This is a genomic window from Nocardia sp. NPDC057663 (assembly GCF_042799895.1).
Classification (GTDB): domain Bacteria; phylum Actinomycetota; class Actinomycetes; order Mycobacteriales; family Mycobacteriaceae; genus Nocardia.
Window position 1 is genome coordinate 92,200 of record NZ_JBHVHX010000002.1, and the last position, 20,332, is coordinate 112,531.

The window sequence follows — 20,332 nt, forward strand, 5'->3', positions numbered from 1 at the left end:
GCTCCCTGTTCGATCGTGGTGTGGGGCGGTGCGCCCCGTGCCTTCGAGTCAACCGTGATTCGTGTGGACGATCTATGGGTGATCATCTCCAGTTGATAGGAGTTCGTCTACGCTGGTGGGATGGACCCGTTGAGTTCTCTGCTGAGCGGCATCCGTGCCGACGGCTCGGTCGTCGCCCATGCCGTCCTGCGCGCACCGTGGACGATTCGCTTCGCCGATCGAGCGCCGCTGATCATGGTGTGCGTGCTGCGGGGCGGCGGCACCCTGGTGCTCGCCGACGGGTCGAGCACCCGGCTCGTCGCGGGCGATACGGCGGTGGTGCAGGCCGGTGAACCGTTCCGGCTCAACGATACCGAGGCCGCGCCCGATCGGCCGCTCACCGAGTACGAGCTGTCCTGCTTCGTACCGGACGGATTCGGCCGGACCGACTTGACCTGCGCCACACCGGAATTGAACGAGGAGATCACCGAAACCGGTGCGCCGGGGGAGACCTCGCTGATCGTCGGCGCCTATCGCGCCTCCGGCAGGCGGCACGAACGGCTGCTGCGCGCCCTGCCGCCGGTGATGGTGGTCGCCGCCGACAGCGACGTCTGCGCCTGGCTCGAGGACTCCGCCGCCGAAGCGGTCCGGCACAGCGCGGGCTCGCAGGCCATGATGGATCGCCTGCTGGACTGGTCGCTGGTCTGCAACCTGCGCACCTGGCTCGCCGAGCAGCAGCACTGCGCGCCCGCCTGGTATCGCGGCATGGCCGATCCGGTGGTCGGCCCGGCACTGGAGGCCATCCACGCCAAGCCTTTCGAGCGGTGGACGGTCGCGAGCCTGGCCGCCGAGGCCGCCGTGTCGCGGGCACTGTTCGCCAAGCGGTTCACCGAGGTGATCGGGGAACCGCCGCTGACCTACCTCACCGAATGGCGGATGGCCGAGGCGGAGGAACTGCTCGCCGATCCCGCGCGCAGCGTCGCCCAGGTGGCGACCACCGTCGGCTACTCCGACGCGTTCGGTTTCAGCGCGGCCTTCAAGCGCTCCCGCGGCAGCAGCCCGACGGAATTCCGGGCCGCGCTCGTCTGATCAGGCCCGCGGCGTGAGCAGCACCAGCGGGATCTCCCTGGTGGTCTTGGTCTGGTAGTCGCCGTAGCCCTTGTACCCCTTGACGACCCGGGGCCACAGCCGCGCGCGTTCCTCCGGGGTGGCGACATGGGCCGTCATCGGTCGCGTCGGACCGGTCTGCAGCGACACCTCGACGTCCGGGTTGTCGCGCAGGTTCAGGAACCAGGCCGGGTGGGTCGGGTCGCCACCGCGCGAGGCCACGACGACGATCGTGTCGCCGTCGATGACCGGCGCGGTCAGCATCACCTTGCGCGGTTCGCCGGATTTGCGGCCGACCGTGGTCAGCTCGAGGGAGGGCATCCCGAAGATGCGGTTGCCGATGCGGCCCCCGCTGAGGGCGAGCAGGACGCGGTGGCCGGCGTTCATGATCTTCAGCTGCAGGTCGCTGGGCATAACCGCAATCTACCGCGAACCGGCCACCGCCCGTCGTGTCCGGCCTCAGCCCAGCAGCTCGGCGAGGCGGGTGAGGAAGGGGCGCTGACCCTTGGCGAGTTTGTCTTCGGCGGCGGCCGGATCGAACCAGGCCGCCCGGTCGATCTCGGGGAACACGCCCGTGCGGCCCGAACGCGGTGGCCATTCCATCTCGAACGTCCCCGGCACCACCTCGGCCGGATCGAGGTCGCCCTCGACCGCCCACACGGTCACGGTCTTGCGCCTGCCGCCGCTGCCGTACTGCACCTCACCGAGTTCGGTCCAGTCGCCATCGGGTACCGGAAGACCGAGTTCCTCGGTGAACTCCCTGGCCGCGGCCTCGCGCGCCGATTCCTCGCCGGGGACGTACTCGCCCTTGGGAATCGACCACGCCGAGGAGTCCTTCTTCGCCCACAGCGGGCCACCCAGATGGCCGAGCAGGACCTCGATCCCGGTGTCGCCGCGGCGATAGACCAGGACACCCGCACTGAATACATCCGTCACGACTGCGAGTCTGCCAGGACCGGCGTCAGCCGAGCCCGTCGACGAACCGGGCGAGCAGGCGGGCGAAGTCGGCGCGGTCGGTGTCGGGCCAGCCGGTCATCGCGCGGTCGAAGGCGCCGCGGCGGCGGTCGTGTGCGCGGTCGAGCAGGTCCCGGCCGTGCTCGGTGAGCACGAGCAGCGAGCGTCGGCCGTCGGATTGGTCGGCGACGCGGCGCAGGTATCCCGCGGTGACGGCGGCGGCGACGAGCTTGCTGGCGCGCGGCTGATCGACGGCCAGCGCGGTCGCGACCGTGGACACGGTCGGCTCGGTCGCGGCCTCCACCACATCGAGCACGTCGAAGGCCTGTCCGCTCGGTTCGTCCGCCGCAAGGGTGCGCCGGGTCTGGCGCCGCCGGATGGCGATCATCGCCTGTTCGATCCGCTCGACCTCGTCCATGGAATCATGCTACCGTCGTACATATACATGTAATAAGACATGTAATTGTTGAAGTGCATTTAAGGATGGACGATGACCGGACGCAGGCTGATCGGTTACCAGGTCAAACGCCTGGACCAGCTGATCGAGGCGACCTTCGACCAGGCGGTCGAGAGCGTCGGGATGTCGCGGCGCGAGTGGCAGACGCTCAACACGATCGTCGGTGATACCGCCGCCGACCTGGTCGACGCGCTGCGCCCGTTCTGGACGGCCGACGGCGAGTCGATCGCCGATGTCACCGCTGCGCTGATCGAACGTGGGTGGATCACCCGCGACCCCGACGGCCGGTATGCCGCTACAGGCGCGGGGCTGACAGCGCACGGGACTGCGGCCCGCGCGGTGGGCGTCGTCCGCCGACAGCTGGCCGACGGCATCACCGAGGCCGAATTCGCCACCCTCACCGGCACTCTCGCGCGCATGATCGCAAACCTCGAACCAGTCGGTTGACCCGGTCCCGGCCTCGGCGCGTTGAGCTTGCCGGCACCGACGCCCTCGCGCGTGGTGTCCGAGAACCTGAGCGAGCCTGCAGATCGGCGTTCGGCCTCGGCCGCCGAGCTCGGGGAGTTCAGTGGGCTGGCGCGGCCTTGCCGGAGTTCGGGTCGACGACCTTCTCGATGCCGGGCTGTTCGCGTGGACGCGAACGAACCGCCGATACAGCCTCGCCCGAACGCAGACGGGCGGCGCGGAGCAACAGGTAGTCGCGCTCTGGCACGCTTGCCGTCTGTTTGGCGGCCAGCTGATAGTGCTCGACGGCAGCGGCGTCGTCGCCCGCCATCTCGTGTAGGTGCCCGCGCACCGCGGCGAGCCGGTGGGAGCGGGCCAGCGGCTCGGCGACGGAGTCGACCACGGCGAGTCCGGCGGCGGGACCGTGCACCATGGCGGTCGCCACGGCCCGGTTGAGGGTGACCATCGGGTTCGGGTTGGAACGCTCGATCATGGTGTAGAGCAGCAGGATTCGATCCCAGTCGGTGTCCTCGAGGTGGGCGGACTGTGTGTGCAGGCCCGCGATCGCGGCCTGGAGCTGGTACAGCCCGGTCAGGCCGGCGGGCATGGTCGCGGTGAGCAGGCGCAGGCCCTCGGTGATCTGGGCGCGATCCCAGCGGGACCGGTCCTGCTCGTGCAGCGGGATCAGTTCGCCGTGCGGACCGGAGCGGGCGGCGCGGCGGGCGTCGGTGAGCAGCATCAGTGCGAGCAGGCCGGTGACCTCGGTATTCGCGGGCAGCAGGGCGCGCAGCGCACGGGTCAGCCGGATCGCCTCGGTGGAGAGGTCGGCGCGGCGCAGCCCGGCGCCGGAACTGCTGGTGTGGCCCTCGGTGAAGATCACGTACAGCACCTGGAGTACCGCGCCCAGGCGTGCGCTGTCGTGCGCGCCGTCGGCGAACGGGCGCTCGGCCTCGGCCAGCCGCTTCTTCGCGCGGGAAATGCGTTGCGCCATGGTCGCTTCCGGAACCAGGAAGGCGGCGGCGATCTCGCCGGTGCTCAGGCCGCCGACCGCGCGCAGGGTCAACGCGATCGCGCCCGCAGGCGGCAGATCGGGATGACAGCACAGGAAGTACAGGTCGAGGGTGTCGTCCCGCCCGGACGCCTCGACCGGAACGTCACGGACGAAGACCGTTGTCTCCCTGCGCCGCCGCGCGACCTCGGCGCGCACCGCGTCGGCCATCCGGCGCTGCGCCACCTGGATCAGCCAGCCGCGCGGATTGCCCGGCAGACCGTCGGTACGCCACTGCGTCGCCGCCGCGAGCAGCGCGTCCTGGACGGCGTCCTCGGCCAGGTCGAAATCGCCGAACCGGCGGACCAGGACGCCGAGGACCTGCGGGGCGAGTTCGCGCAGCAGGTCCTCGGTGTGCGGGGCTGGGCTCACTCGGCAGGCGCGCTCATGATCTGGCGCACCTCGATGTATTCGCCGAGCGGCTTGCCGCCAGGGCCGGGTGCGGCCGAGGCCTGTGCGGCGATCTCGATCGCGCGTTCGGGGGAGTCGACGTCGACGATCCAATAGCCAGCCAGGAACTCCTTGGTCTCGGGAAATGGTCCGTCGGTCACTACCGGCGCCGAGCTGCCGTCGGAGCACACGATCAGCGCCTGATCCGGCCCGGACAGGCCCTGGGCGTCGACGAGCTCGCCCGCGGCGGCCAGCTGTTCACCCAGCACCCGCTGGAAATCGATGTGGGCGGCGATGTCCTCGGGCGCCCACTCCGGCAGCGGGGTGCTGCAGTACGCGGCATCTGCATAGGTCTTGACCAGCATGTACTTCATCGGAACGCTCCTGGTTTCGGTGGCGCCTTCCTGGCGCCCTCGAGACATGGTCGGAGCCGATGCGCACCGTTCGACACATCGGCTCCACCAATAGCTGTGAACTGGGTCACAAGGGGGCGTCCGGATCGGCCAGCCGGTCCGGATCGACGGGCTCGCCCGCCAGGATCAGCTGCTTGATCCGCTCGGTCACGTCCCACACATTGACGTTCATGCCCGCGCGCACCCGGTTCTGCGGGTCGAGCCAGAAGGCCACGAACTCGCGTTCGGCCTGGTCACCGCGCACCACCACACGCACGTCGTCGCCACGGCCGACATAGCCGGTGTACTCCATGCCGACGTCGTACTGATCGCTGAAGAAGTACGGAAGCCGGTCGTAGGAGGCGGGTTTGCCCAGCATGGTCAGCGCGGCCACGGCGGGCTGGTTGAGCGCGGTGGCCCAGTGCTCGACGCGGACGCGCCGGTTCAGCAGCGGATGTTCCTGCTCGGCGATGTCGCCGACCGCGACCACATCCGGATCGCTCGTGCGCAGTCCCGCGTCCACCAGCACGCCGCCGTCGGCCGCGAGTCCGGCCGCGAGCGCGGCCTCGATATTGGGCTGCGCGCCGACCGCGACCAGCACCGCCTGCGCGGGGATCACGGTGCCGTCGCCGAGTTGCACGCCGGTGGCGATGCCGTCGTCGGTCAGGATCATGTCGACCTTGGTGCTGGTTCGCAGGTCGACGCCGTGCGCGCGATGCAGCTCGGCGTAGAACGCGCCCATCTCCGGGCCGAGCGCGCCGACCAGGGGCAGCTCGGCCGCCTCCAGTACGGTGACCTCGACCTGTCTGGCGCGCGCCTGCGCGGCGACCTCGAGGCCGATCCAGCCCCCGCCGATGATCACCAGCTGCCGGTGCGTCCGCAGGATCTCGGCGAGCACATCCGAATCGCCGATCGTGCGCAGGGTGTACACATTCGGTGCGTCGGCGCCGGGAATGGGCAGCGTGCGCGGGCGCGAACCGGTGGCCAGCGCCAGCTTGTCGTAGCTCAGGGTGGATTCGTCGGGCAGCGTCACCGTGTGGGCGCGCGGATCGAACGCCGTCGCCGTGGTGCCCAGTCGCAGGTCGATGTGATGATCGCGGTACCAGGAACCCTGGTCGACGGTGAAATCGGGCAGCTGCTGGGTGCCGGCCAGATGCTGTTTGGACAGGGGCGGCCGCTCGTAGGGCAGCTCCTCCTCGGCGGCCAGTACCGTCACCCGGCCGTCGAAGTCGTTGGCGCGCAGGGCCTCGGCGAGCTTGGCTGCACCGAGTCCGCCGCCGATGACGACGAAATGCTGATTCGAGCTCATGAACGGACTCCTTCTCGCGGACGACCGGGACTCCTCGCCGTCGAGCCTAGTGCGCGAGATCACCGCAAGGGAACGATTCCGGGCGTGGCGCGGTTGCACCAACCGGCGGGGCGTTGCGACCTGCCCACTGTGACTCGAGAGGAAAGCTCCGTGAGCGATCAAGCCACGAAGGACGTCGTCGATTTCTGGTTCGACCCGCTGTGCCCCTGGTGCTGGATCACGTCCCGCTGGATTCTGGAAGTGGAGAAGGTGCGCGACATCGAGGCGCGCTTCCACGTGATGAGCCTGTCGGTGCTCAACGAGGGCAAGGACGACCTGCCCGAACGCTACGTCGACCTGATGGCCGCGGGCTGGGGCCCGGTCCGGGTCGCGATCGCCGCCGCCGAGAAGATCGGTGACGAGATCCTGGCGCCGCTCTACACCGCGCTGGGCAGCCGCATCCACGAGCGCAGGGACGAGTACGAGCGCGCGACCGTCCAGGAAAGCCTCGCCGCGGTCGTCGCGGACGCCCTCGCCGAGCTCGAGCTGCCCGCCGAGCTCGCCGCCGCCGCCACCGGCACCGACTTCGACGAGGCGCTGCGGGAGAGCCACCACGCGGGGATGGACAAGGTCGGCCCCGATGTCGGCACCCCGACGATCCACGTCAACGGGGTCGCGTTCTTCGGGCCCGTGCTTTCGCGCATCCCGCGCGGCGAGGACGCGGGCCGGGTGTGGGACGGCGTGGTCGCCCTGGCCTCGTACCCGCACTTCTTCGAACTCAAGCGCACCCGCACCGAAGACCCGGTCTTCGACTGAAACGAGCGGGTGGGGTGCCGGACCGGCACCCCACCCGTCACACCGGCTTCGGCGGCAGCGCGGGCGGCGCCGCGTTCAGCGGATAGCCGCCCGGCGGCGGGATCATGCCGGGCTGCGGTGCGCTCGGGCGCCAGAACATCGCGCCCGGCTTGCTCCGATCGCGCAGTGCCCACATCCGCCAGGTCAGCACCGGATGGCTCGACATCGCGTTGACCAGCATGACGAAGCCGCCCCGCTCCTGCGCCGCCCGGTCGGCCATCTCGTCGAACCCGACGTCGGTATTGAGGTACTTGCCCGCGGCGAGGGTGGCCATCGCGCCGGGCGCGCCCAGATGCCGGTTGCAGAAGCCGTGATTATCGGCGGTGTACTCCTGCGCCCGGATCAGCGACGACCCGAGCAGCGGCAGCCACGGCGCGACGAACATGCCCAGCTGACGCCAATACGACACGTGACCGGCCGCGATATGGCCGACCTCGTGGCCGATGATGAACGCCAGCGCGTCGGGTTCGCGGGCGGCGCCGCCGATCTCGAACAGGTCGCTGTAGACCACGACGAACCGGCGGAACCCGTGCCCGGACGCGAACGCGTTGATCTGGCCGTTGCCGAGCACCACGAACGCGTCGGGCACCTTCGGCATCCCGAATCGCGCCGCGGCCTCCTGCACCAACCGGTAGCCCTCGGGGAACTGCGTCGGCGACATCTTGACGCCGTTGATCCGCATCCGCGCGTAGTTCATGCCTCGGCCCGCCCACAGCAGCACCGGCGCGAACAACAGCAGCAGCACATACGGGCTGGTCAGGATCGAACCGCTGACTTCTTCCCCGTGCTCGTCGAGGACCGGATCGGCCACCATCTCGACCGCCAGCATCAGCAGCGCGAGCAGATACGCGACCGAGGTGATCATGATGACCACCACCAGCAGCGGGATCTCCCACGGATGCCGGGCAGGCATCCCGAACGGCGACAGTCCCCGCGGCTGGTACTGCGGCGGCAGCGGCGGACCGCCGGGCGGGTAATACCCTTGCGGCACCGGCTGATACGCGCCGGGAAACTGCTGGGCCTGCGGGAACGCCCCGGTCTGCGGTGCGGGAAACCCGCCGGTCTGCGCGCCCGGCTGCTGCCACGGCGACAGCGGTGCGGTCCCCGATCGGTCGGCAAGCGGCCCCGGCTGCGCGGGTGGGGGACCTGCCGAAGGCGGAGAATGCGGTTCGTGCGGGTGCATGAAAACGACTCTAAGCGGCCTGACACAATCGCAGCCATGCGCGTTTACCTGGGTGCCGACCATGCCGGTTTCGAACTGAAGAATCACGTCAAGGCCCATCTGCAGGAGGCCGGACACGAGGTCGTCGACTGTGGCGCCCTCGAATACGACGCTCTCGACGACTACCCCGCCTTCTGCATCGAGGCGGCCCGCCGCACCGTCGCCGACCCGGGCTCGCTCGGCCTGGTCTTCGGTGGCAGCGGCAACGGCGAGCAGATCGCCGCCAACAAGGTCCCCGGCGCCCGCTGCGCCCTGGCCTGGAGCGTCGAAACCGCCAAGCTGGCCCGCGAACACAACAACGCCCAGCTGATCGGTATCGGCGGCCGCATGCACACCACCGCCGAGGCCCTCGCCATTGTCGACGCGTTCATCGCGCAGCCGTGGTCGGAAGAGGCCCGGCACCAGCGTCGCATCGACATCCTCGCCGACTACGAGAAGTCCGGCGAGGCCCCTGAGGTCCCTGCGTACTGAGATAAGCAGATGCGTTTCGAGAAGGGTGTGTTTCTTGCCTGAGGGGCACACCCTTCATCGCGTCGCCCGCCTGCATCAGGAACGGTTTTCCGGTGGCGCTGTGCGGGTTTCGAGTCCGCAGGGGCGGTTCGCCGAGGGCGCCGCGCTGGTGGACGGGCGGGTGCTGGAGCGGGCTGAGGCCGTCGGCAAGCATCTACTGCACCACTACGAGTCCGGACTGACCGTGCATGTGCATCTCGGGTTGTACGGCATGTTCAGCGAGGCCGAGCTGCCGATGGGTCCGCCTGTCGGGCAGGTGCGGATGCGGATGATCGGCGCCGCCACGGAATTCGGGACCGATCTGCGCGGGCCGACCGCGTGCGAGGTGCTCGACCCCGCCGAGGTGGATGCCCTGGTGGCGCGGCTCGGCGCCGACCCGCTGCGGCCCGATGCCGACCACGAACGGGCAGGCGCGCGAATCCGGCGCTCCCGCAGGGCGATCGGTGCGCTGCTGATGGATCAGGCGTTGATCGCGGGGGTCGGCAATGTCTACCGCGCGGAAGTGCTGTTCCGGCACGGCATCTCGCCGTTCCGGCCCGGCACCTCGGTGAGCGCCGCCGAATGGGACGCGCTGTGGGCCGATCTCGTCGACCTGATGCCGGTGGGCGTCGCCACCGGCCGGATGCACGTCGTCCGGCCCGAACACGACACCGGCGCACCGTCCTACGCCCAGGACCGGCCACGCACCTACGTCTATCGCCGCCAGGGCGAACCATGCCGGGTTTGCGCGACCACGATCGCGCACCAAGTCATGGACGGCCGAAATCTGTTCTGGTGCCCCACCTGTCAGCCATGCTGACTTGCGGCCGGTCCGGCCTGCGCGTGTGTGCGACCATTGGCCGGTGACGCAACTCGGGGGAACGGCCGGAGCGAATTCGCGGCAGGCTGACGCGGAATATCATGGTGCCGAAGGTGATTCGCGCTATCCGTCACCGCGCAGGCTGCGCAACGCGGTGGCCAACGTCGCCGACATCGTGCTCCCCTACGGCGTGCTCATAGCCGCGTTCGTGAGCGTTGTGCTGCTCATCGGCCACGAGTGGATCCTCGACATGGACGATCAGGCCCCGGTGATGCTCGTATCCATGATCTTCCTGGTGGTCATGCTGGTGGCCAACGCCATTGTGCTTCCGGCCGTCGTCGGCGCGACCGTCGGTCAACTCCTGACCGGCCTGGCGTGGATTCGTGGCACCGACGGCATCAAGCCGAGCGCACGTGACATGAGGCGGGCAACCTTGCGGCACCGCACCGTTTTCCGGCTCGGTGGCGTCCAGCAATGCGCGCCACTGATCGTCGTGGTGCGCCGCTGCGACATCGTCGCGAAACCGTCCGTCGGCGAGGCCGGCTACATCGAACACTGAGAGGGGTTGAGCCGGACCGCGAAGTGCAGGCTTCGCGATCCGACTCAGCCCGCGACCGCGGTTCCCAGTTCCGGGTCGCCCGATTCGGCGAGCGCGAAACGCCGCCCGCCCGCGGATTTCGCCGAGTACATCGCGCGGTCGGCGCGACGCAGCAGGTCGGTGAAATCGCACGTCTTACCCGGCGCGCAGAACGCCGTGCCCACGCTCGCCGAGACCGGCACCGGCCCCGCGCTCGACCACACCGGGTCGCGCAGCGCCGCCACCACGCGGTGCGCCAGCTCGCCGAGGGTGTCGCGGCGCGGATTGGCCGCGACCACGAACTCGTCGCCGCCGTACCGGCAGATCACCGTGTCGGGCGGGCACACCTCGCGCAGCCGGCTGGCCAGTTCGACCAGTACCTCGTCGCCGATCGCGTGTCCGTAGCCGTCGTTGATCTGCTTGAACCGATCCAGGTCGACCACCAGCACGCCGACGCCGCGAGTCGGGTCGGCCGCGAAGGCCCGTACTCGTTCCTGCAGCAGCGTGCGGTTGGCCAGATCGGTGAGTGCGTCGTGGGTTGCTTCGTGGCGCAAGCGGTGCTGCAGCGCGGCGATCTCCTGTACGCGCAGCGACACTTTCGCCGAGATGTTCTGTTCCTGTTGTGCAAGCGCGCGTTCCTGCAGCGCCTGCGCGTAGCTGTCGATGGCCTGGCTGGCGACGAGCGGCCAGCGGGTGGCCACCAGCGATCCCGGCACGCCCGAAGGAAAGCCGAGCAGCCAGCGGGTGGCATGCGCCAGCATCCTGGTGCGTTCGAAGGGCGCCTCGGCCAGCCGGGCGCCGAGCATCCGCGCCTGTGGCACCGGGAACGGTTCGGTCCGAGCCAGATGCAGCAGCCGCTCGACGATCTCGACGAGCACCGGCTCCAGCTGGTGCGGCGCCGTGGACGATCCCGGTTCGGCGCACACCGCGCGAGCCCAGGCGCGGGCCATCGCGGCGACCGGTGGCTCGATGTGGACAGTCATCGATATCACCGGCGGAAGGTGGCGACGGTCTTGCCACCTCGATCGTTCGCACTGCTACGCGGTTGAGTCCACCGAGTTCGGCACACGCTCACCGCCCCCTTTCCAGATACCCCCGTCCGGCAAAAAGGATCCTAGCAAGCCACCCGAGACCGAAAAGCCGCGTGGTAGAACGCGTTGCAGGTCTCTAGCGAATGGCGATCGGGTATGACATCGCTGCAGGCGCCCGGGTGTTACACACTTCCCGAAAAAACTTTGGGAACTCCGAAACGTGCAGCGTGTTGCCCATCTCGAGGCGGTGGGCGTTGGGTCGCCATGGGGTTCCTCCTGGCACAAGGGGCGAGTCGTGACGAAGTGGCCGAGCAACCACGACTCCCCCCGACAAGGAGCCGTCACGCGCCATCTCATGGTGGCCTACCCGCCGCCCACATGCCAGGTTTTTAAGGAAAATTCTCCTATTTATTCCCCCGGTGGAGCAGGCGCCGGTCCCCAAGGCGCGCATCAACAATGGTGTCGGTCGGAAGCTTTGCGCGAATAGGGCCATTAGGCCCTATTCGGGCGCTCGGCCGGCGGGTGACATCACCGCGGGGGAAGGGGCGTCGCCGTGCTCGCCAGGGGGCGGATTGGCATTTATCGCGCGGGATTCGGTACAGTCGGTGCGCACACGACATCGTGGCGATCCCATCGATGTCGTATGCCTGCGGGTGTAGTTCAATGGTAGAACCTCAGCCTTCCAAGCTGATGGTGCGGGTTCGATTCCCGTCACCCGCTCAAACATGAATTCCCTCGACGGCGTCGTAGCCTGCGAGGCCTCGGGGTGTAGCGCAGCTTGGTAGCGCATCCGCTTTGGGAGCGGAGGGTCGCAGGTTCAAATCCTGTCACCCCGACCATCACCATTTCGCCCAGTTCAGGGTTGTACCGGCGCGGTAGGAGGGCTCATGTCCACGGAACGCAGGGTTGCGATCGTCACCGGTGCCGCACGGGGTATCGGTGCCGCCGTCGCCGTCAAGCTCGCCGCCGACGGATATGCCGTCGCCGTCCTCGATCTCGACGCCGCCGCCTGCGCCGACACCGTCGCCGCCATCGAAGCGGCCGGGGGTAGTGCCCTCGCGGTGGGCGCCGACGTCGCCGACGAAGCCGCTGTCGCCGCGGCGGTCGAGCGGATCGCCACCGAGCTGGGTGCGCCGACTGTCCTGGTCAACAATGCGGGCGTGCTGCGCGACAACCTGCTGTTCAAGATGTCGGTGGACGACTGGGACACCGTCATGAACGTGCACCTGCGTGGCGCCTTCCTGATGACCCGGGCGGTGCAGAAGTACATGGTGGACGCCGAGTTCGGGCGCATCGTGAACCTGTCGAGCACTTCCGCGCTCGGCAACCGTGGTCAGGCCAACTACTCCGCAGCCAAGGCGGGCATGCAGGGCTTCACCAAGACCCTGGCCTTCGAGCTGGGCAAGTTCGGTGTCACCGCGAACGCGATCGCGCCCGGTTTCATCGAGACCGAGATGACCGCGGCCACCGCGGCCAGGGTCGGCGTCGACTTCGAGGCGTTCAAGCAGGCTGCCGCCGCGCAGATTCCGGTGAACCGGGTCGGCAAGCCGGAGGACATCGCCAACACCGCGTCGTTCTTCGCGAGCGAGGGTGCCGGCTTCGTGTCCGGTCAGGTCATCTACGTCGCAGGCGGACCGAGGGACTGACGCGAAGGCTGGTGCGCGCGAAGAAATTTCGCCGATCCGGCCCGGCGGACCGCCGGCGCTTTTACTGTTACCACCGTTAACGGTCGGATGGTGACATTGGAGGCTGTGGGCGTGGGGAAGTGGGCGGTCATCGGTGCCGCGATGGTCTTGGCCGGATCTGTATCGACCGGAATCGCCGGTGCCGAACCTCGAACCTGCGGTGAGCCGTCGTGGGTGGGCAGCTGGATGGCGGCGCCGTCGGACTCGTTCAGTGCGGCCGATCCGTCGCTGATCCCGCAGCTGTCGATCTCGGATCAGACCTATCGCGTGGTGATCACACCGCACCGCGGCGGTTCGCAGGTGCGGGTCCACCTGACCAATCGCACCCGGCCGATCGCGATGGACGTGGCGCACGTGACCATCGCGACCCAGACCACGGGCGCGGCGGTACGCCCCGACTCCGTGCGCGAGGTGACCTTCGACGGCGCGCACGGGGTGACCATTCCGCCGTGGGGCGATGTCGTGAGCGACCCCGTGGAGCTCGGTGTCGAGGCGTTCGCGCCGCTGGCGGTCAGCGTGCACGCGCCCGGGCTCGCGGCGCTGCCGACCGAACATTTCAACGGCAACGCCACCAGTTATTACAGCCTTCCGTTCGCCGGCGACCGCACCGCCGATCCGTCGGGCGCGCAGCTGCCGCTGAGCACCACCGCGGTGCCGTTCGTCTCGGGCCTGGATGTCATGGCGCCGGCCGGGGTCGCGTCCGTCGTGGCGTTCGGCGATTCGATCACCGACGGCTACGTATCGGCCAATCTGCTCGGCACGCCGCAGGAAACCGGCGTGATCGATCGCAACGTGCGCTATCCGGACTTCCTGCAGCGGCGCCTCGACGCGGCGGGCAAACCGTTCAGCGTGCTCAACGCGGGCATCTCCGGCAATCGGGTCACCCGGGCGGGGTTCATCCCGCAGTTCGGGCCCGCCGCCGTCACGCGGTTCCAGCGCGACGTCGCCGGGCGGGCCGGGGTCACCGACGTCATCATCCTCGAGGGCATCAACGATCTGGGAATCCCGATCGGCGCGAGCTACGACCAGATCATCGACGGCTACACCGATCTGATCGGGCAGGCGCGCGCTGCCGGGCTGTCCGTGCATCTCGGCACGATCCTGCCCACGGGCAACGCGATCGCCGACGGCATCCTCACCTTCCCGTACGCCGAACCGGTGCGTCAGCGGATCAACGCGTGGATCCGCACCCAGCGCCTCACCGACAGCGTCATCGACTTCGACGCGGCACTGCGCGACCCGGCCCGCCCGGACACCCTGGATCCGCGCTATGCGGGTCCGGACCATCTGCACCCGAACGCGGCGGGCTACCGGGCGATGGCCGAGGCGATCGACCTGGACGCCTTGGCGGGCTGCCGCTGAATCCCGCTGCCGCTCAGGCGCAGCGGAAGCGGAATTCGGTGCTGACCGCGGTGCGCCGGCGGACCTCGAGCTGTACCGGTTCGGTGTCGGCGAGGGCGCAACCACCGGGCACGGTGATCACCCTCGCCTCGTAGCAGCCGTCGGGCAGCGCGACGGCAGCGCGACCGTCGGCGCCGCTGGTCAGCGTCGTGACGACCTTGGTCTCCTCGCAGCGGGTCACCGTGATCTCGGCGCGGTTGACGGGGATCGGTTCGCGACCGGTGATCGCCCGGACGGTCAGTGTTCCCGCGGTACTCGCCACGGGCGGCGCCGGATCCGCGGCCGCCACCCCCGCACCGACCAGTAGGCAGAGCACGGGCAGTGCGAGCAACGTTCGGCGCATGAACCTCTCCTCGGCAGTGAGTCGGGTCGTCCGCCGCTGATGGTAAGCCCGCCGCGCCGGGGTTGCGGTCCGCCGGTCCGGGGTGTCGAGTTGACGATTCGGCGACGATCCGCCGACTCGGGCGCGCGCTCGCGCAGCGGCCTGCCCGCGGCCTGCCCGCGGCCGGAAACGCGCTGGTCGCGGTAGCGTGGCGACGGTCGCCGGGTGTGCCACGATCAGGCGGTGAGCTATGCGCGGCGAGGCCTAGCCGGCGGGGGTGATGCCTGCGCGTTCGGTCCAGATCTGTTCGGCGGGAACGGAGATCGTGGTCAGCTCGGGGTAGCGCACGGCGGAGAGGCTGCCGCCGAAGACGGCGCCGGTGTCCAGGCACAGGGTGTTGTTGACCCAGGTGAGCTTGGTGACGGGGGTGTGGCCGTAGAGGACGGTGGCGGTGCCGCGGTAGTCCTTGGCCCAGTCGTAGCGGATGGGCAGGCCGTATTCGTCGTATTCGCCGGTGGGGGCGCCGTAGAGGGCGAACGAGCGGGCCCGGCCGGAGGTGCTGCCGTGCAGGCTTTCCGGGAGGCCGGCGTGGGCGACGACCAGCTTGCCACCGTCGAGCAGATAGTGGCTGGGCAGCTCGCCCAGGAAAGTGTGCGCGGCGGAACGGAATTCGGGGTCCTCGTCGGCGAGTTGAGCCAATGAGCGTTCCAGGCCGTGAGCGATCCGGACATTGCGGCCGTCGAGGGCCCGCACCAGTTTGTAATCGTGGTTGCCGGTGACGCACAGGGCGGTGCGCGCGGCGACCATGCCCATCGCCAGGCGCAGCACGCCGGGGGTGTCGGGGCCGCGGTCGACGAGGTCACCGACGAAGACCACGGTGCGCCCGTCCGGATGGGCGGCGCCGATGGCCCGCCCCTGCTCGTCGCGGTCGATCAGGTAGCCGAGTTCGCCGAGCAGGGTCTCCAGCTCGCCGCGGCAGCCGTGCACGTCGCCGATCACGTCGAACGGTCCGGTGAGGTCGCGACGGTCGCGGGGGAGGGTGTCGGGGCGGCGGGACTCGGTCATCGCCTCCATGGTCGTGCAGGCGCGGCCCGCGCCGCAAGCGCGTTACGTCACAGTGGGGATGGCGGCGTCGGGCCAGACCCAGTTCGCGACGACCGGGATGTCCTCGCCGTGCTCCCTGGTCCAGCGGCGCGCGGTCATCCTCGCGTCGACCATCTCCTGGCGCAGTCCCGCCGCCCGCTCGCGCAGGCCGGGGACCCGGTCGATCACGTCGAGCACCAGGTGGAAGCGGTCGAGATCGTTGAGCATGACCATGTCGAACGGCGTGGTGGTCGTGCCCTTCTCCTTGTATCCGCGCACGTGCAGATTGGTGTGGTTGGTGCGGCGGTAGGTGAGCCGGTGCACCAGCCACGGGTAGCCGTGGAAGGCGAAGATCACCGGGCGGTCGGTGGTGAACAGCGCGTCGAACTCGGGATCGGGCAGGCCGTGCGGATGCTCGCCGGCGGGCAGCATGCGCATCAGGTCGACGACATTGACCACCCGGATCCGCAGATCGGGCAGCCGTTCACGCAGGATCGCCGCGGCGGCCAGGGTTTCCAGGGTGGGGATGTCGCCCGCGCAGCCGAGCACCACATCGGGGGTGGTGCCCAGCTCGTCGTTGTGACCCGCCCACTCCCAGATGCCGACCCCGCGAGCGCAGTGCGCGGCCGCCTCGGACACCGAAAGCCAGTCGGGTCCCGGCTGTTTCCCCGCGACGACCACATTCGCGTAGTGCAGCGAGCGCAGGCAGTGGTCGTAGGTGGACAGCAGGGTGTTGGCGTCCGGCGGCAGATACACCCGCACGATCTCGGGACTCTTGTTCGCCACGACATCGAGGAAACCCGGGTCCTGATGGGTGAACCCGTTGTGGTCCTGCCGCCACACATGCGAGGTGAGCAGGTAGTTCAGGCTGGGAATCTTGCGCCGCCACGGCACCGCCAGGCTGGCGTCGAGCCATTTGGCGTGCTGGTTGAACATGGCGTCGACGATGTGGATGAACGCCTCGTAGCAGGTGAACACGCCGTGGCGGCCGGTCAGCAGATAGCCCTCGAGCAGGCCCTGGCACAGGTGCTCGGAGAGCACTTCGACGGCGCGGCCGGTCGGCGACAGCGCGACATCCCAGCGGCCGACCTCGGCCTGCCAGTCGCGGCCGGTCACCTCGAGGATGTCCTGCAATCGATTGCTGACCAGTTCGTCGGGGGCGAGGGTGAGGAAATTGTGCGGGTTGCGCACGGTGACATCGCGCAGCCAGCCGCCGAGCACCCTGGTCGCCTCGTGCTGCCCCGCTCCCGGCTGCTCGACCGCGACGCCGTACTCACGCCAATCGGGCAGGTCCAGGTCACGCACCAGCAGGCCGCCGTTGGCCACCGGATTGAGGCTCATCGGCCGGTCGGGGATCTGCTCGAGCAGGGCGGGCACCGGCGTGCCGTGTTCGTCGAACAGCTCATCGGGCCGATACGACCGCAGCCACTGTTCCAGCACGCGCCGATGCCGCGGGTTGGTGCGGGCCGCGGGCAGCGGCACCTGATGGGCGCGGAAGGTGCCCTCGACCCGCTCGCCGTCGACCACCGGGGGACAGGTCCAGCCCTTCGGCGTGTGCAGCACGATCATCGGCCAGCGCGGCCGGGTGCTGACGCCGTCGGCGCGGGCCGCGCGCTGGAATCCGGCGATCAGGTCCAGGCAGGTGTCCATCGCGGCGGCCATCGCCTGGTGCACCGGCGCCGGATCGTCGCCGGAGACGATGATCGGCTCGTAGCCGTACCCGCGCAGCAGCGCGACCAGTTCCGCCTCGGGGATGCGGGCGAAGATGGTCGGATTGGCGATCTTGTACTCGTTGAGCGCCAGGATCGGCACCACCGCGCCGTCGCGGCCCGCGTTGAGGAACTTGTTCGCGTGCCAGCTGCCCGCGAGCGGACCGGTCTCGGCCTCGCCGTCGCCGATCACGCAGAACACCGTCAGATCGGGATGGTCGAGCGCGGCGCCGTAGGCGTGCAGCAGGCTGTAGCCGAGTTCGCCGCCCTCGTGGAACGAGCCGGGCGTCTCCGGCGCGCAGTGGCTCGGCACGCCGCCGGGGAAGGAGAACTGGTGGAACAGCCTGCGCATGCCGTCGCCGTCGCGCGGGATATCGGGGTAGAGCTCGGCGTAGGCGCCTTCCAGCCAGGCGCAGGCGTTGGGGCCGGGTCCGCCGTGGCCGGGGCCCGCCACGTAGACCGCGTTCAGGTCGCGTTCCCTGATCACCCGATTCGCGTGCGCCCACACCAGATTCAGGCCGGGCACCGTGCCGAAATGACCGAGCAGGCGCGGCTTGATGTCCTCGGGCCGGAGCGGCTCGCGCAGCAGCGCATTGCTCATCAGATAGATCTGACCGACCGCCAGATAGTTCGATGCCCGCCACCAGGTGTCCACCGCGACGAGTTCGTCCCGGGTCAGCGGGCCGGGGGCGTCGGTGAGGGCATAGGGCTTCGGGGCGATGGTCTCGCCGTCGCCGCCGCCCACGTTGTCGGCTGCGGTGTCGCGCTCGATATCGCTGGTCCGGGTCATCGCGGACTCTCCTCGCACTGGGTGAGCTGCGGCGTCGCGCGCCGCGGGACCTGTCCGTTGCGCCGATTCGGCACTCGGCGACACCGGTGGAGAAACGCACCGCCGAGCCTACCGCCGTGCCGGTACCCGGGCCCGGATCAGCGGTCTATTACTGTGCGGGCCATGCATTCTCTCGGCAGGATCATCGGCATCGGACTCGTCGCGGCCGCCGCGATCGCGACAGCGGCGTGCGGCTCGGACACGGAGTCGTCCGGCACGACGTCGACCACCAGCGCCGCCGCGGGCGCGCCGACGGCGAGCAAGGGCCGCGAGTGCACCGCCGACGACGTGCAGGTCAGCGGTGGCTACGGCGACGCACCGGAGATCACCATCCCGGACTCCTGTGACCCGCCCAAGACGCTGATCGTCAAGGACCTGGTCGCGGGCAACGGCCCCGGCGCGGTCGCGGGTCAGCCGCTGACCATGAACTACGCGCTGGTCACCTGGTCGGACAAGCAGACCCTCGACAGTTCCTTCAAGCGCGGCAAGCCGTTCCAGCTGACCCTCGGCGCGGGCCAGGTCATCGAGGGCTGGGACCAGGGTCTGCTCGGGGTCCAGCAGGGCGCGCGCAGGCTGCTGATCGTGCCGCCGAACCTCGGCTACGGCGAGGGCGGCAACGGTGTCGCGCCGAACGAGACCCTGGTCTTCGTCACCGACGCGGTGCAGGTCGGCCGCTAGCCGCCGCCCAAACAACTGCCGATTGCACGACCGCGAGGGCGGTCAACTACCCTGGTCGGGATGCGTTCGCCGCACCCGACTCAGGGTGCGACGTCCCATGCGGGGACACCACATGAACTACGAACCAAGGAGCATGTCCGTGAAGAGCACCGTCGAGCAGCTGAGCCCGACCCGGGTCCGGATCAACGTCGAGGTGCCCTTCGAGGAGCTGAAGCCCGACTTCGACAAGGCGTACAAGGCGCTGGCCCAGCAGGTCAAGATCCCCGGCTTCCGTCCGGGTAAGGCTCCGGCCAAGCTGATCGAGACCCGCGTCGGCCGTGGCGCCGTGCTGGAGCAGGTCGTCAACGACGCCCTCCCGGGTCGCTACGCCGAGGCCGTGCAGTCCGCCGAGGTGAAGGTCATCGGCCAGCCCGAGATCGAGATCACCAAGATCGAGGACGGCGAAGAGCTGGCGTTCACCGCCGAGGTCGACGTGCGCCCCGAGATCGCGCTGCCGGACTACTCGGGCCTCGAGGTCACCGTCGACGCGTTCACCATCGAGGACGCCGACATCGAGCAGCAGCTCACCTCGCTGCGTCAGCGCTTCGGCACCCTGACCGGTGTCGAGCGCGCCGTGCAGGACGGCGACTTCGTGTCGATCGACCTCTCGGCCACCGTCGACGGCGAGGACGTCCCCGAGGCGGCCACCACCGGTCTGTCGCACGAGGTCGGTTCGGGTCAGCTGATCGAGGGCCTCGACGAGGCGATCACCGGTCTGTCGGCCGGCGAGTCGAAGGAGTTCACCTCCACCCTGGTCGCCGGCGAGCACGCCGGTAAGGAAGCCGTCATCACCGTCACCGTGCAGTCGGTGAAGGAGCGCGAGCTGCCCGAGGCCGACGACGAGTTCGCCCAGCTGGCCAGCGAATTCGACACCATCGACGAGCTCAAGGAAGACCTGAAGGGCCGCGTCGAGCGCGTCAAGAAGGTCGAGCAGGCCGGTCAGATCCGCGACAAGGTGCTCGACACCCTGCTCGAGACCGTCGAGGTCCCGCTGCCCGAGGCCGTGGTCAAGGCCGAGGTCGACGCGGTGCTGCACGACGCCGTCCACGGCTTCGACCACGACGAGGCCAAGCTGGCCGAGGCGCTCGAGGCGCAGGGCTCCTCCCGGGAGGAGTTCGACAAGGACACCCAGGAAGCCGCCGAGAAGTCGGTCAAGACCCAGCTGCTGCTCGACGCCATCGCCGAGGCCGAGAACACCCAGGTCGGCCAGCAGGAGCTGACCGAGCGAATCCTGTTCCAGGCCCAGCGCTACGGCATGTCGCCGGAGCAGTTCATCCAGCAGGTGCAGCAGGCCGGTCAGCTGGGCGCGGTGTTCGCCGACGTCCGTCGCGGCAAGGCGCTGGCCGGTGTCGTCGGCCAGGTGAAGGTCACCGACTCCGAGGGCAACGTGGTCGACACCGCCGAAATGTTCGGTGACCCTGCGGATTCCGCCGAGACCGAGCAGGTCGAGGCAGCCGCCGAATAGGTTTTGTGATGCCGGTGTGACCGGTGCCCCTACCGGGGTGCTTGGATTGCGCTGTGAGCGAAGAAGGG

General features: G+C 69.4%; 21 protein-coding genes and 2 tRNA genes. 12 read left to right on the forward strand and 11 right to left on the reverse strand.

Annotated features, from left to right (window positions below; all coding sequences use genetic code 11):
- The first annotated feature begins 120 nt into the window (after nucleotides 1-120).
- On the forward strand, nucleotides 121-1,068 hold the full coding sequence (locus ACFVAV_RS05150) for an AraC family transcriptional regulator (protein WP_379030260.1): 948 nt from the start codon (nucleotides 121-123) through the stop codon (nucleotides 1,066-1,068).
- On the opposite strand, the gene ACFVAV_RS05155 is transcribed toward ACFVAV_RS05150, so the two are convergent.
- From ACFVAV_RS05155 to ACFVAV_RS05165, 3 genes are read right to left on the reverse strand one after another with little or no spacing between them, the layout of a single operon-like run.
- The gene (locus ACFVAV_RS05155; RefSeq protein WP_379030263.1) at nucleotides 1,069-1,500 is read right to left on the reverse strand and encodes a nitroreductase family deazaflavin-dependent oxidoreductase; all 432 of its coding nucleotides are present in this window, start codon (nucleotides 1,498-1,500) and stop codon (nucleotides 1,069-1,071) included.
- 45 nt (nucleotides 1,501-1,545) lie between these two features.
- Nucleotides 1,546-2,022, reverse strand: a complete 477-nt coding sequence (locus ACFVAV_RS05160) for an NUDIX domain-containing protein (RefSeq protein ID WP_379030266.1) — start codon at nucleotides 2,020-2,022, stop codon at nucleotides 1,546-1,548.
- Nucleotides 2,023-2,047: 25 nt separating this feature from the next.
- The gene (locus ACFVAV_RS05165; RefSeq protein WP_379030268.1) at nucleotides 2,048-2,458 is read right to left on the reverse strand and encodes a MarR family winged helix-turn-helix transcriptional regulator; all 411 of its coding nucleotides are present in this window, start codon (nucleotides 2,456-2,458) and stop codon (nucleotides 2,048-2,050) included.
- A 72-nt stretch (nucleotides 2,459-2,530) separates the two neighbouring features.
- On the opposite strand from ACFVAV_RS05165, the gene ACFVAV_RS05170 reads away from it, so the two are divergent.
- Nucleotides 2,531-2,944: a MarR family winged helix-turn-helix transcriptional regulator gene (locus tag ACFVAV_RS05170; protein WP_379030271.1), complete on the forward strand. Its 414-nt coding sequence runs from the start codon at nucleotides 2,531-2,533 to the stop codon at nucleotides 2,942-2,944.
- Nucleotides 2,945-3,062: 118 nt separating this feature from the next.
- Here the strand turns inward: ACFVAV_RS05170 and ACFVAV_RS05175 are convergent, their stop codons facing one another.
- The 3 genes from ACFVAV_RS05175 to ACFVAV_RS05185 form a co-directional block, all read right to left on the reverse strand.
- Complete coding sequence (locus tag ACFVAV_RS05175) at nucleotides 3,063-4,361, reverse strand: RNA polymerase sigma factor (protein WP_379030274.1); 1,299 nt, start codon at nucleotides 4,359-4,361, stop codon at nucleotides 3,063-3,065.
- Entirely contained in the window at nucleotides 4,358-4,753 is a 396-nt protein-coding gene (locus tag ACFVAV_RS05180) for a YciI family protein (protein WP_379030277.1), read from the reverse strand. Before ACFVAV_RS05180 ends, ACFVAV_RS05175 begins: the two co-directional genes overlap by 4 nt.
- 106 nt (nucleotides 4,754-4,859) lie before the next feature.
- Complete coding sequence (locus ACFVAV_RS05185) at nucleotides 4,860-6,080, reverse strand: NAD(P)/FAD-dependent oxidoreductase (protein WP_379030281.1); 1,221 nt, start codon at nucleotides 6,078-6,080, stop codon at nucleotides 4,860-4,862.
- Nucleotides 6,081-6,230: 150 nt separating this feature from the next.
- Between ACFVAV_RS05185 and ACFVAV_RS05190 the strand changes: the two genes are divergently transcribed.
- Entirely contained in the window at nucleotides 6,231-6,875 is a 645-nt protein-coding gene (locus ACFVAV_RS05190) for a disulfide bond formation protein DsbA (protein ID WP_379030284.1), read from the forward strand.
- Nucleotides 6,876-6,912: 37 nt separating this feature from the next.
- Here ACFVAV_RS05190 and ACFVAV_RS05195 read toward each other — a convergent pair whose 3' ends face one another.
- Nucleotides 6,913-8,097 carry a M48 family metallopeptidase gene (locus ACFVAV_RS05195; protein ID WP_379030287.1) on the reverse strand — a complete coding sequence of 395 codons (1,185 nt, stop codon included), beginning with the start codon at nucleotides 8,095-8,097 and terminating at the stop codon, nucleotides 6,913-6,915.
- Nucleotides 8,098-8,133: 36 nt separating this feature from the next.
- On the opposite strand from ACFVAV_RS05195, the gene ACFVAV_RS05200 reads away from it, so the two are divergent.
- The 3 genes from ACFVAV_RS05200 to ACFVAV_RS05210 are packed head-to-tail and all read left to right on the forward strand — an operon-like array spanning nucleotide 8,134 to nucleotide 10,004.
- Nucleotides 8,134-8,607, forward strand: coding sequence for a ribose-5-phosphate isomerase (locus ACFVAV_RS05200; protein WP_379030290.1), 474 nt, complete (start codon nucleotides 8,134-8,136; stop codon nucleotides 8,605-8,607).
- A 34-nt stretch (nucleotides 8,608-8,641) separates the two neighbouring features.
- On the forward strand, nucleotides 8,642-9,445 hold the full coding sequence (locus ACFVAV_RS05205; protein WP_379030293.1) for an Fpg/Nei family DNA glycosylase: 804 nt from the start codon (nucleotides 8,642-8,644) through the stop codon (nucleotides 9,443-9,445).
- 1 nt (nucleotide 9,446) lies between these two features.
- Entirely contained in the window at nucleotides 9,447-10,004 is a 558-nt protein-coding gene (locus ACFVAV_RS05210; protein ID WP_379030296.1) for a hypothetical protein, read from the forward strand.
- A 44-nt stretch (nucleotides 10,005-10,048) separates the two neighbouring features.
- Here the strand turns inward: ACFVAV_RS05210 and ACFVAV_RS05215 are convergent, their stop codons facing one another.
- Nucleotides 10,049-11,005, reverse strand: coding sequence for a diguanylate cyclase domain-containing protein (locus tag ACFVAV_RS05215; RefSeq protein WP_379030299.1), 957 nt, complete (start codon nucleotides 11,003-11,005; stop codon nucleotides 10,049-10,051).
- A gap of 697 nt (nucleotides 11,006-11,702) precedes the next feature.
- Here ACFVAV_RS05215 and ACFVAV_RS05220 point away from each other — a divergent pair.
- From ACFVAV_RS05220 to ACFVAV_RS05235, 4 genes are all read left to right on the forward strand, one after another.
- Nucleotides 11,703-11,773 (forward strand) — tRNA-Gly (locus ACFVAV_RS05220).
- 42 nt (nucleotides 11,774-11,815) lie between these two features.
- A tRNA-Pro gene (locus tag ACFVAV_RS05225) sits at nucleotides 11,816-11,892 on the forward strand.
- A 48-nt stretch (nucleotides 11,893-11,940) separates the two neighbouring features.
- Nucleotides 11,941-12,699: a 3-oxoacyl-ACP reductase FabG gene (fabG, locus tag ACFVAV_RS05230; protein WP_379030302.1), complete on the forward strand. Its 759-nt coding sequence runs from the start codon at nucleotides 11,941-11,943 to the stop codon at nucleotides 12,697-12,699.
- A 111-nt stretch (nucleotides 12,700-12,810) separates the two neighbouring features.
- Entirely contained in the window at nucleotides 12,811-14,100 is a 1,290-nt protein-coding gene (locus ACFVAV_RS05235) for a GDSL-type esterase/lipase family protein (RefSeq protein WP_379030305.1), read from the forward strand.
- Nucleotides 14,101-14,113: 13 nt separating this feature from the next.
- Here ACFVAV_RS05235 and ACFVAV_RS05240 read toward each other — a convergent pair whose 3' ends face one another.
- The 3 genes from ACFVAV_RS05240 to ACFVAV_RS05250 form a co-directional block, all read right to left on the reverse strand.
- Nucleotides 14,114-14,482 (reverse strand): hypothetical protein, encoded by a 369-nt coding sequence (locus ACFVAV_RS05240; protein WP_379030308.1) that lies wholly within the window; start codon nucleotides 14,480-14,482, stop codon nucleotides 14,114-14,116.
- A 243-nt stretch (nucleotides 14,483-14,725) separates the two neighbouring features.
- Entirely contained in the window at nucleotides 14,726-15,526 is an 801-nt protein-coding gene (locus ACFVAV_RS05245; RefSeq protein WP_379030311.1) for a metallophosphoesterase, read from the reverse strand.
- Between the two features lie 42 nt (nucleotides 15,527-15,568).
- Nucleotides 15,569-18,043, reverse strand: a complete 2,475-nt coding sequence (locus ACFVAV_RS05250) for a phosphoketolase (RefSeq protein ID WP_379030314.1) — start codon at nucleotides 18,041-18,043, stop codon at nucleotides 15,569-15,571.
- A 162-nt stretch (nucleotides 18,044-18,205) separates the two neighbouring features.
- Here ACFVAV_RS05250 and ACFVAV_RS05255 point away from each other — a divergent pair, with 162 nt between their 5' ends.
- On the forward strand, nucleotides 18,206-18,760 hold the full coding sequence (locus tag ACFVAV_RS05255; RefSeq protein ID WP_379030317.1) for an FKBP-type peptidyl-prolyl cis-trans isomerase: 555 nt from the start codon (nucleotides 18,206-18,208) through the stop codon (nucleotides 18,758-18,760).
- Between the two features lie 139 nt (nucleotides 18,761-18,899).
- Complete coding sequence (gene tig, locus ACFVAV_RS05260; protein ID WP_379030320.1) at nucleotides 18,900-20,264, forward strand: trigger factor; 1,365 nt, start codon at nucleotides 18,900-18,902, stop codon at nucleotides 20,262-20,264.
- Nucleotides 20,265-20,332: the final 68 nt, after the last annotated feature.

What these genes read in the sequence shown, in the direction of transcription:
- ACFVAV_RS05255 (WP_379030317.1), top strand. Translation starts at nt 18,206, where the DNA reads ATGCATTCTCTCGGCAGGATCATCGGCATCGGACTCGTCGCGGCCGCC.
- ACFVAV_RS05195 (WP_379030287.1), bottom strand. Translation starts at nt 8,097, where the DNA reads ATGCACCCGCACGAACCGCATTCTCCGCCTTCGGCAGGTCCCCCACCC.
- ACFVAV_RS05240 (WP_379030308.1), bottom strand. Translation starts at nt 14,482, where the DNA reads ATGCGCCGAACGTTGCTCGCACTGCCCGTGCTCTGCCTACTGGTCGGT.
- ACFVAV_RS05185 (WP_379030281.1), bottom strand. Translation starts at nt 6,080, where the DNA reads ATGAGCTCGAATCAGCATTTCGTCGTCATCGGCGGCGGACTCGGTGCA.
- ACFVAV_RS05180 (WP_379030277.1), bottom strand. Translation starts at nt 4,753, where the DNA reads ATGAAGTACATGCTGGTCAAGACCTATGCAGATGCCGCGTACTGCAGC.
- ACFVAV_RS05250 (WP_379030314.1), bottom strand. Translation starts at nt 18,043, where the DNA reads ATGACCCGGACCAGCGATATCGAGCGCGACACCGCAGCCGACAACGTG.
- ACFVAV_RS05245 (WP_379030311.1), bottom strand. Translation starts at nt 15,526, where the DNA reads ATGACCGAGTCCCGCCGCCCCGACACCCTCCCCCGCGACCGTCGCGAC.
- ACFVAV_RS05200 (WP_379030290.1), top strand. Translation starts at nt 8,134, where the DNA reads ATGCGCGTTTACCTGGGTGCCGACCATGCCGGTTTCGAACTGAAGAAT.
- ACFVAV_RS05215 (WP_379030299.1), bottom strand. Translation starts at nt 11,005, where the DNA reads ATGACTGTCCACATCGAGCCACCGGTCGCCGCGATGGCCCGCGCCTGG.
- ACFVAV_RS05170 (WP_379030271.1), top strand. Translation starts at nt 2,531, where the DNA reads ATGACCGGACGCAGGCTGATCGGTTACCAGGTCAAACGCCTGGACCAG.
- ACFVAV_RS05165 (WP_379030268.1), bottom strand. Translation starts at nt 2,458, where the DNA reads ATGGACGAGGTCGAGCGGATCGAACAGGCGATGATCGCCATCCGGCGG.
- fabG (WP_379030302.1), top strand. Translation starts at nt 11,941, where the DNA reads ATGTCCACGGAACGCAGGGTTGCGATCGTCACCGGTGCCGCACGGGGT.
- ACFVAV_RS05155 (WP_379030263.1), bottom strand. Translation starts at nt 1,500, where the DNA reads ATGCCCAGCGACCTGCAGCTGAAGATCATGAACGCCGGCCACCGCGTC.
- ACFVAV_RS05150 (WP_379030260.1), top strand. Translation starts at nt 121, where the DNA reads ATGGACCCGTTGAGTTCTCTGCTGAGCGGCATCCGTGCCGACGGCTCG.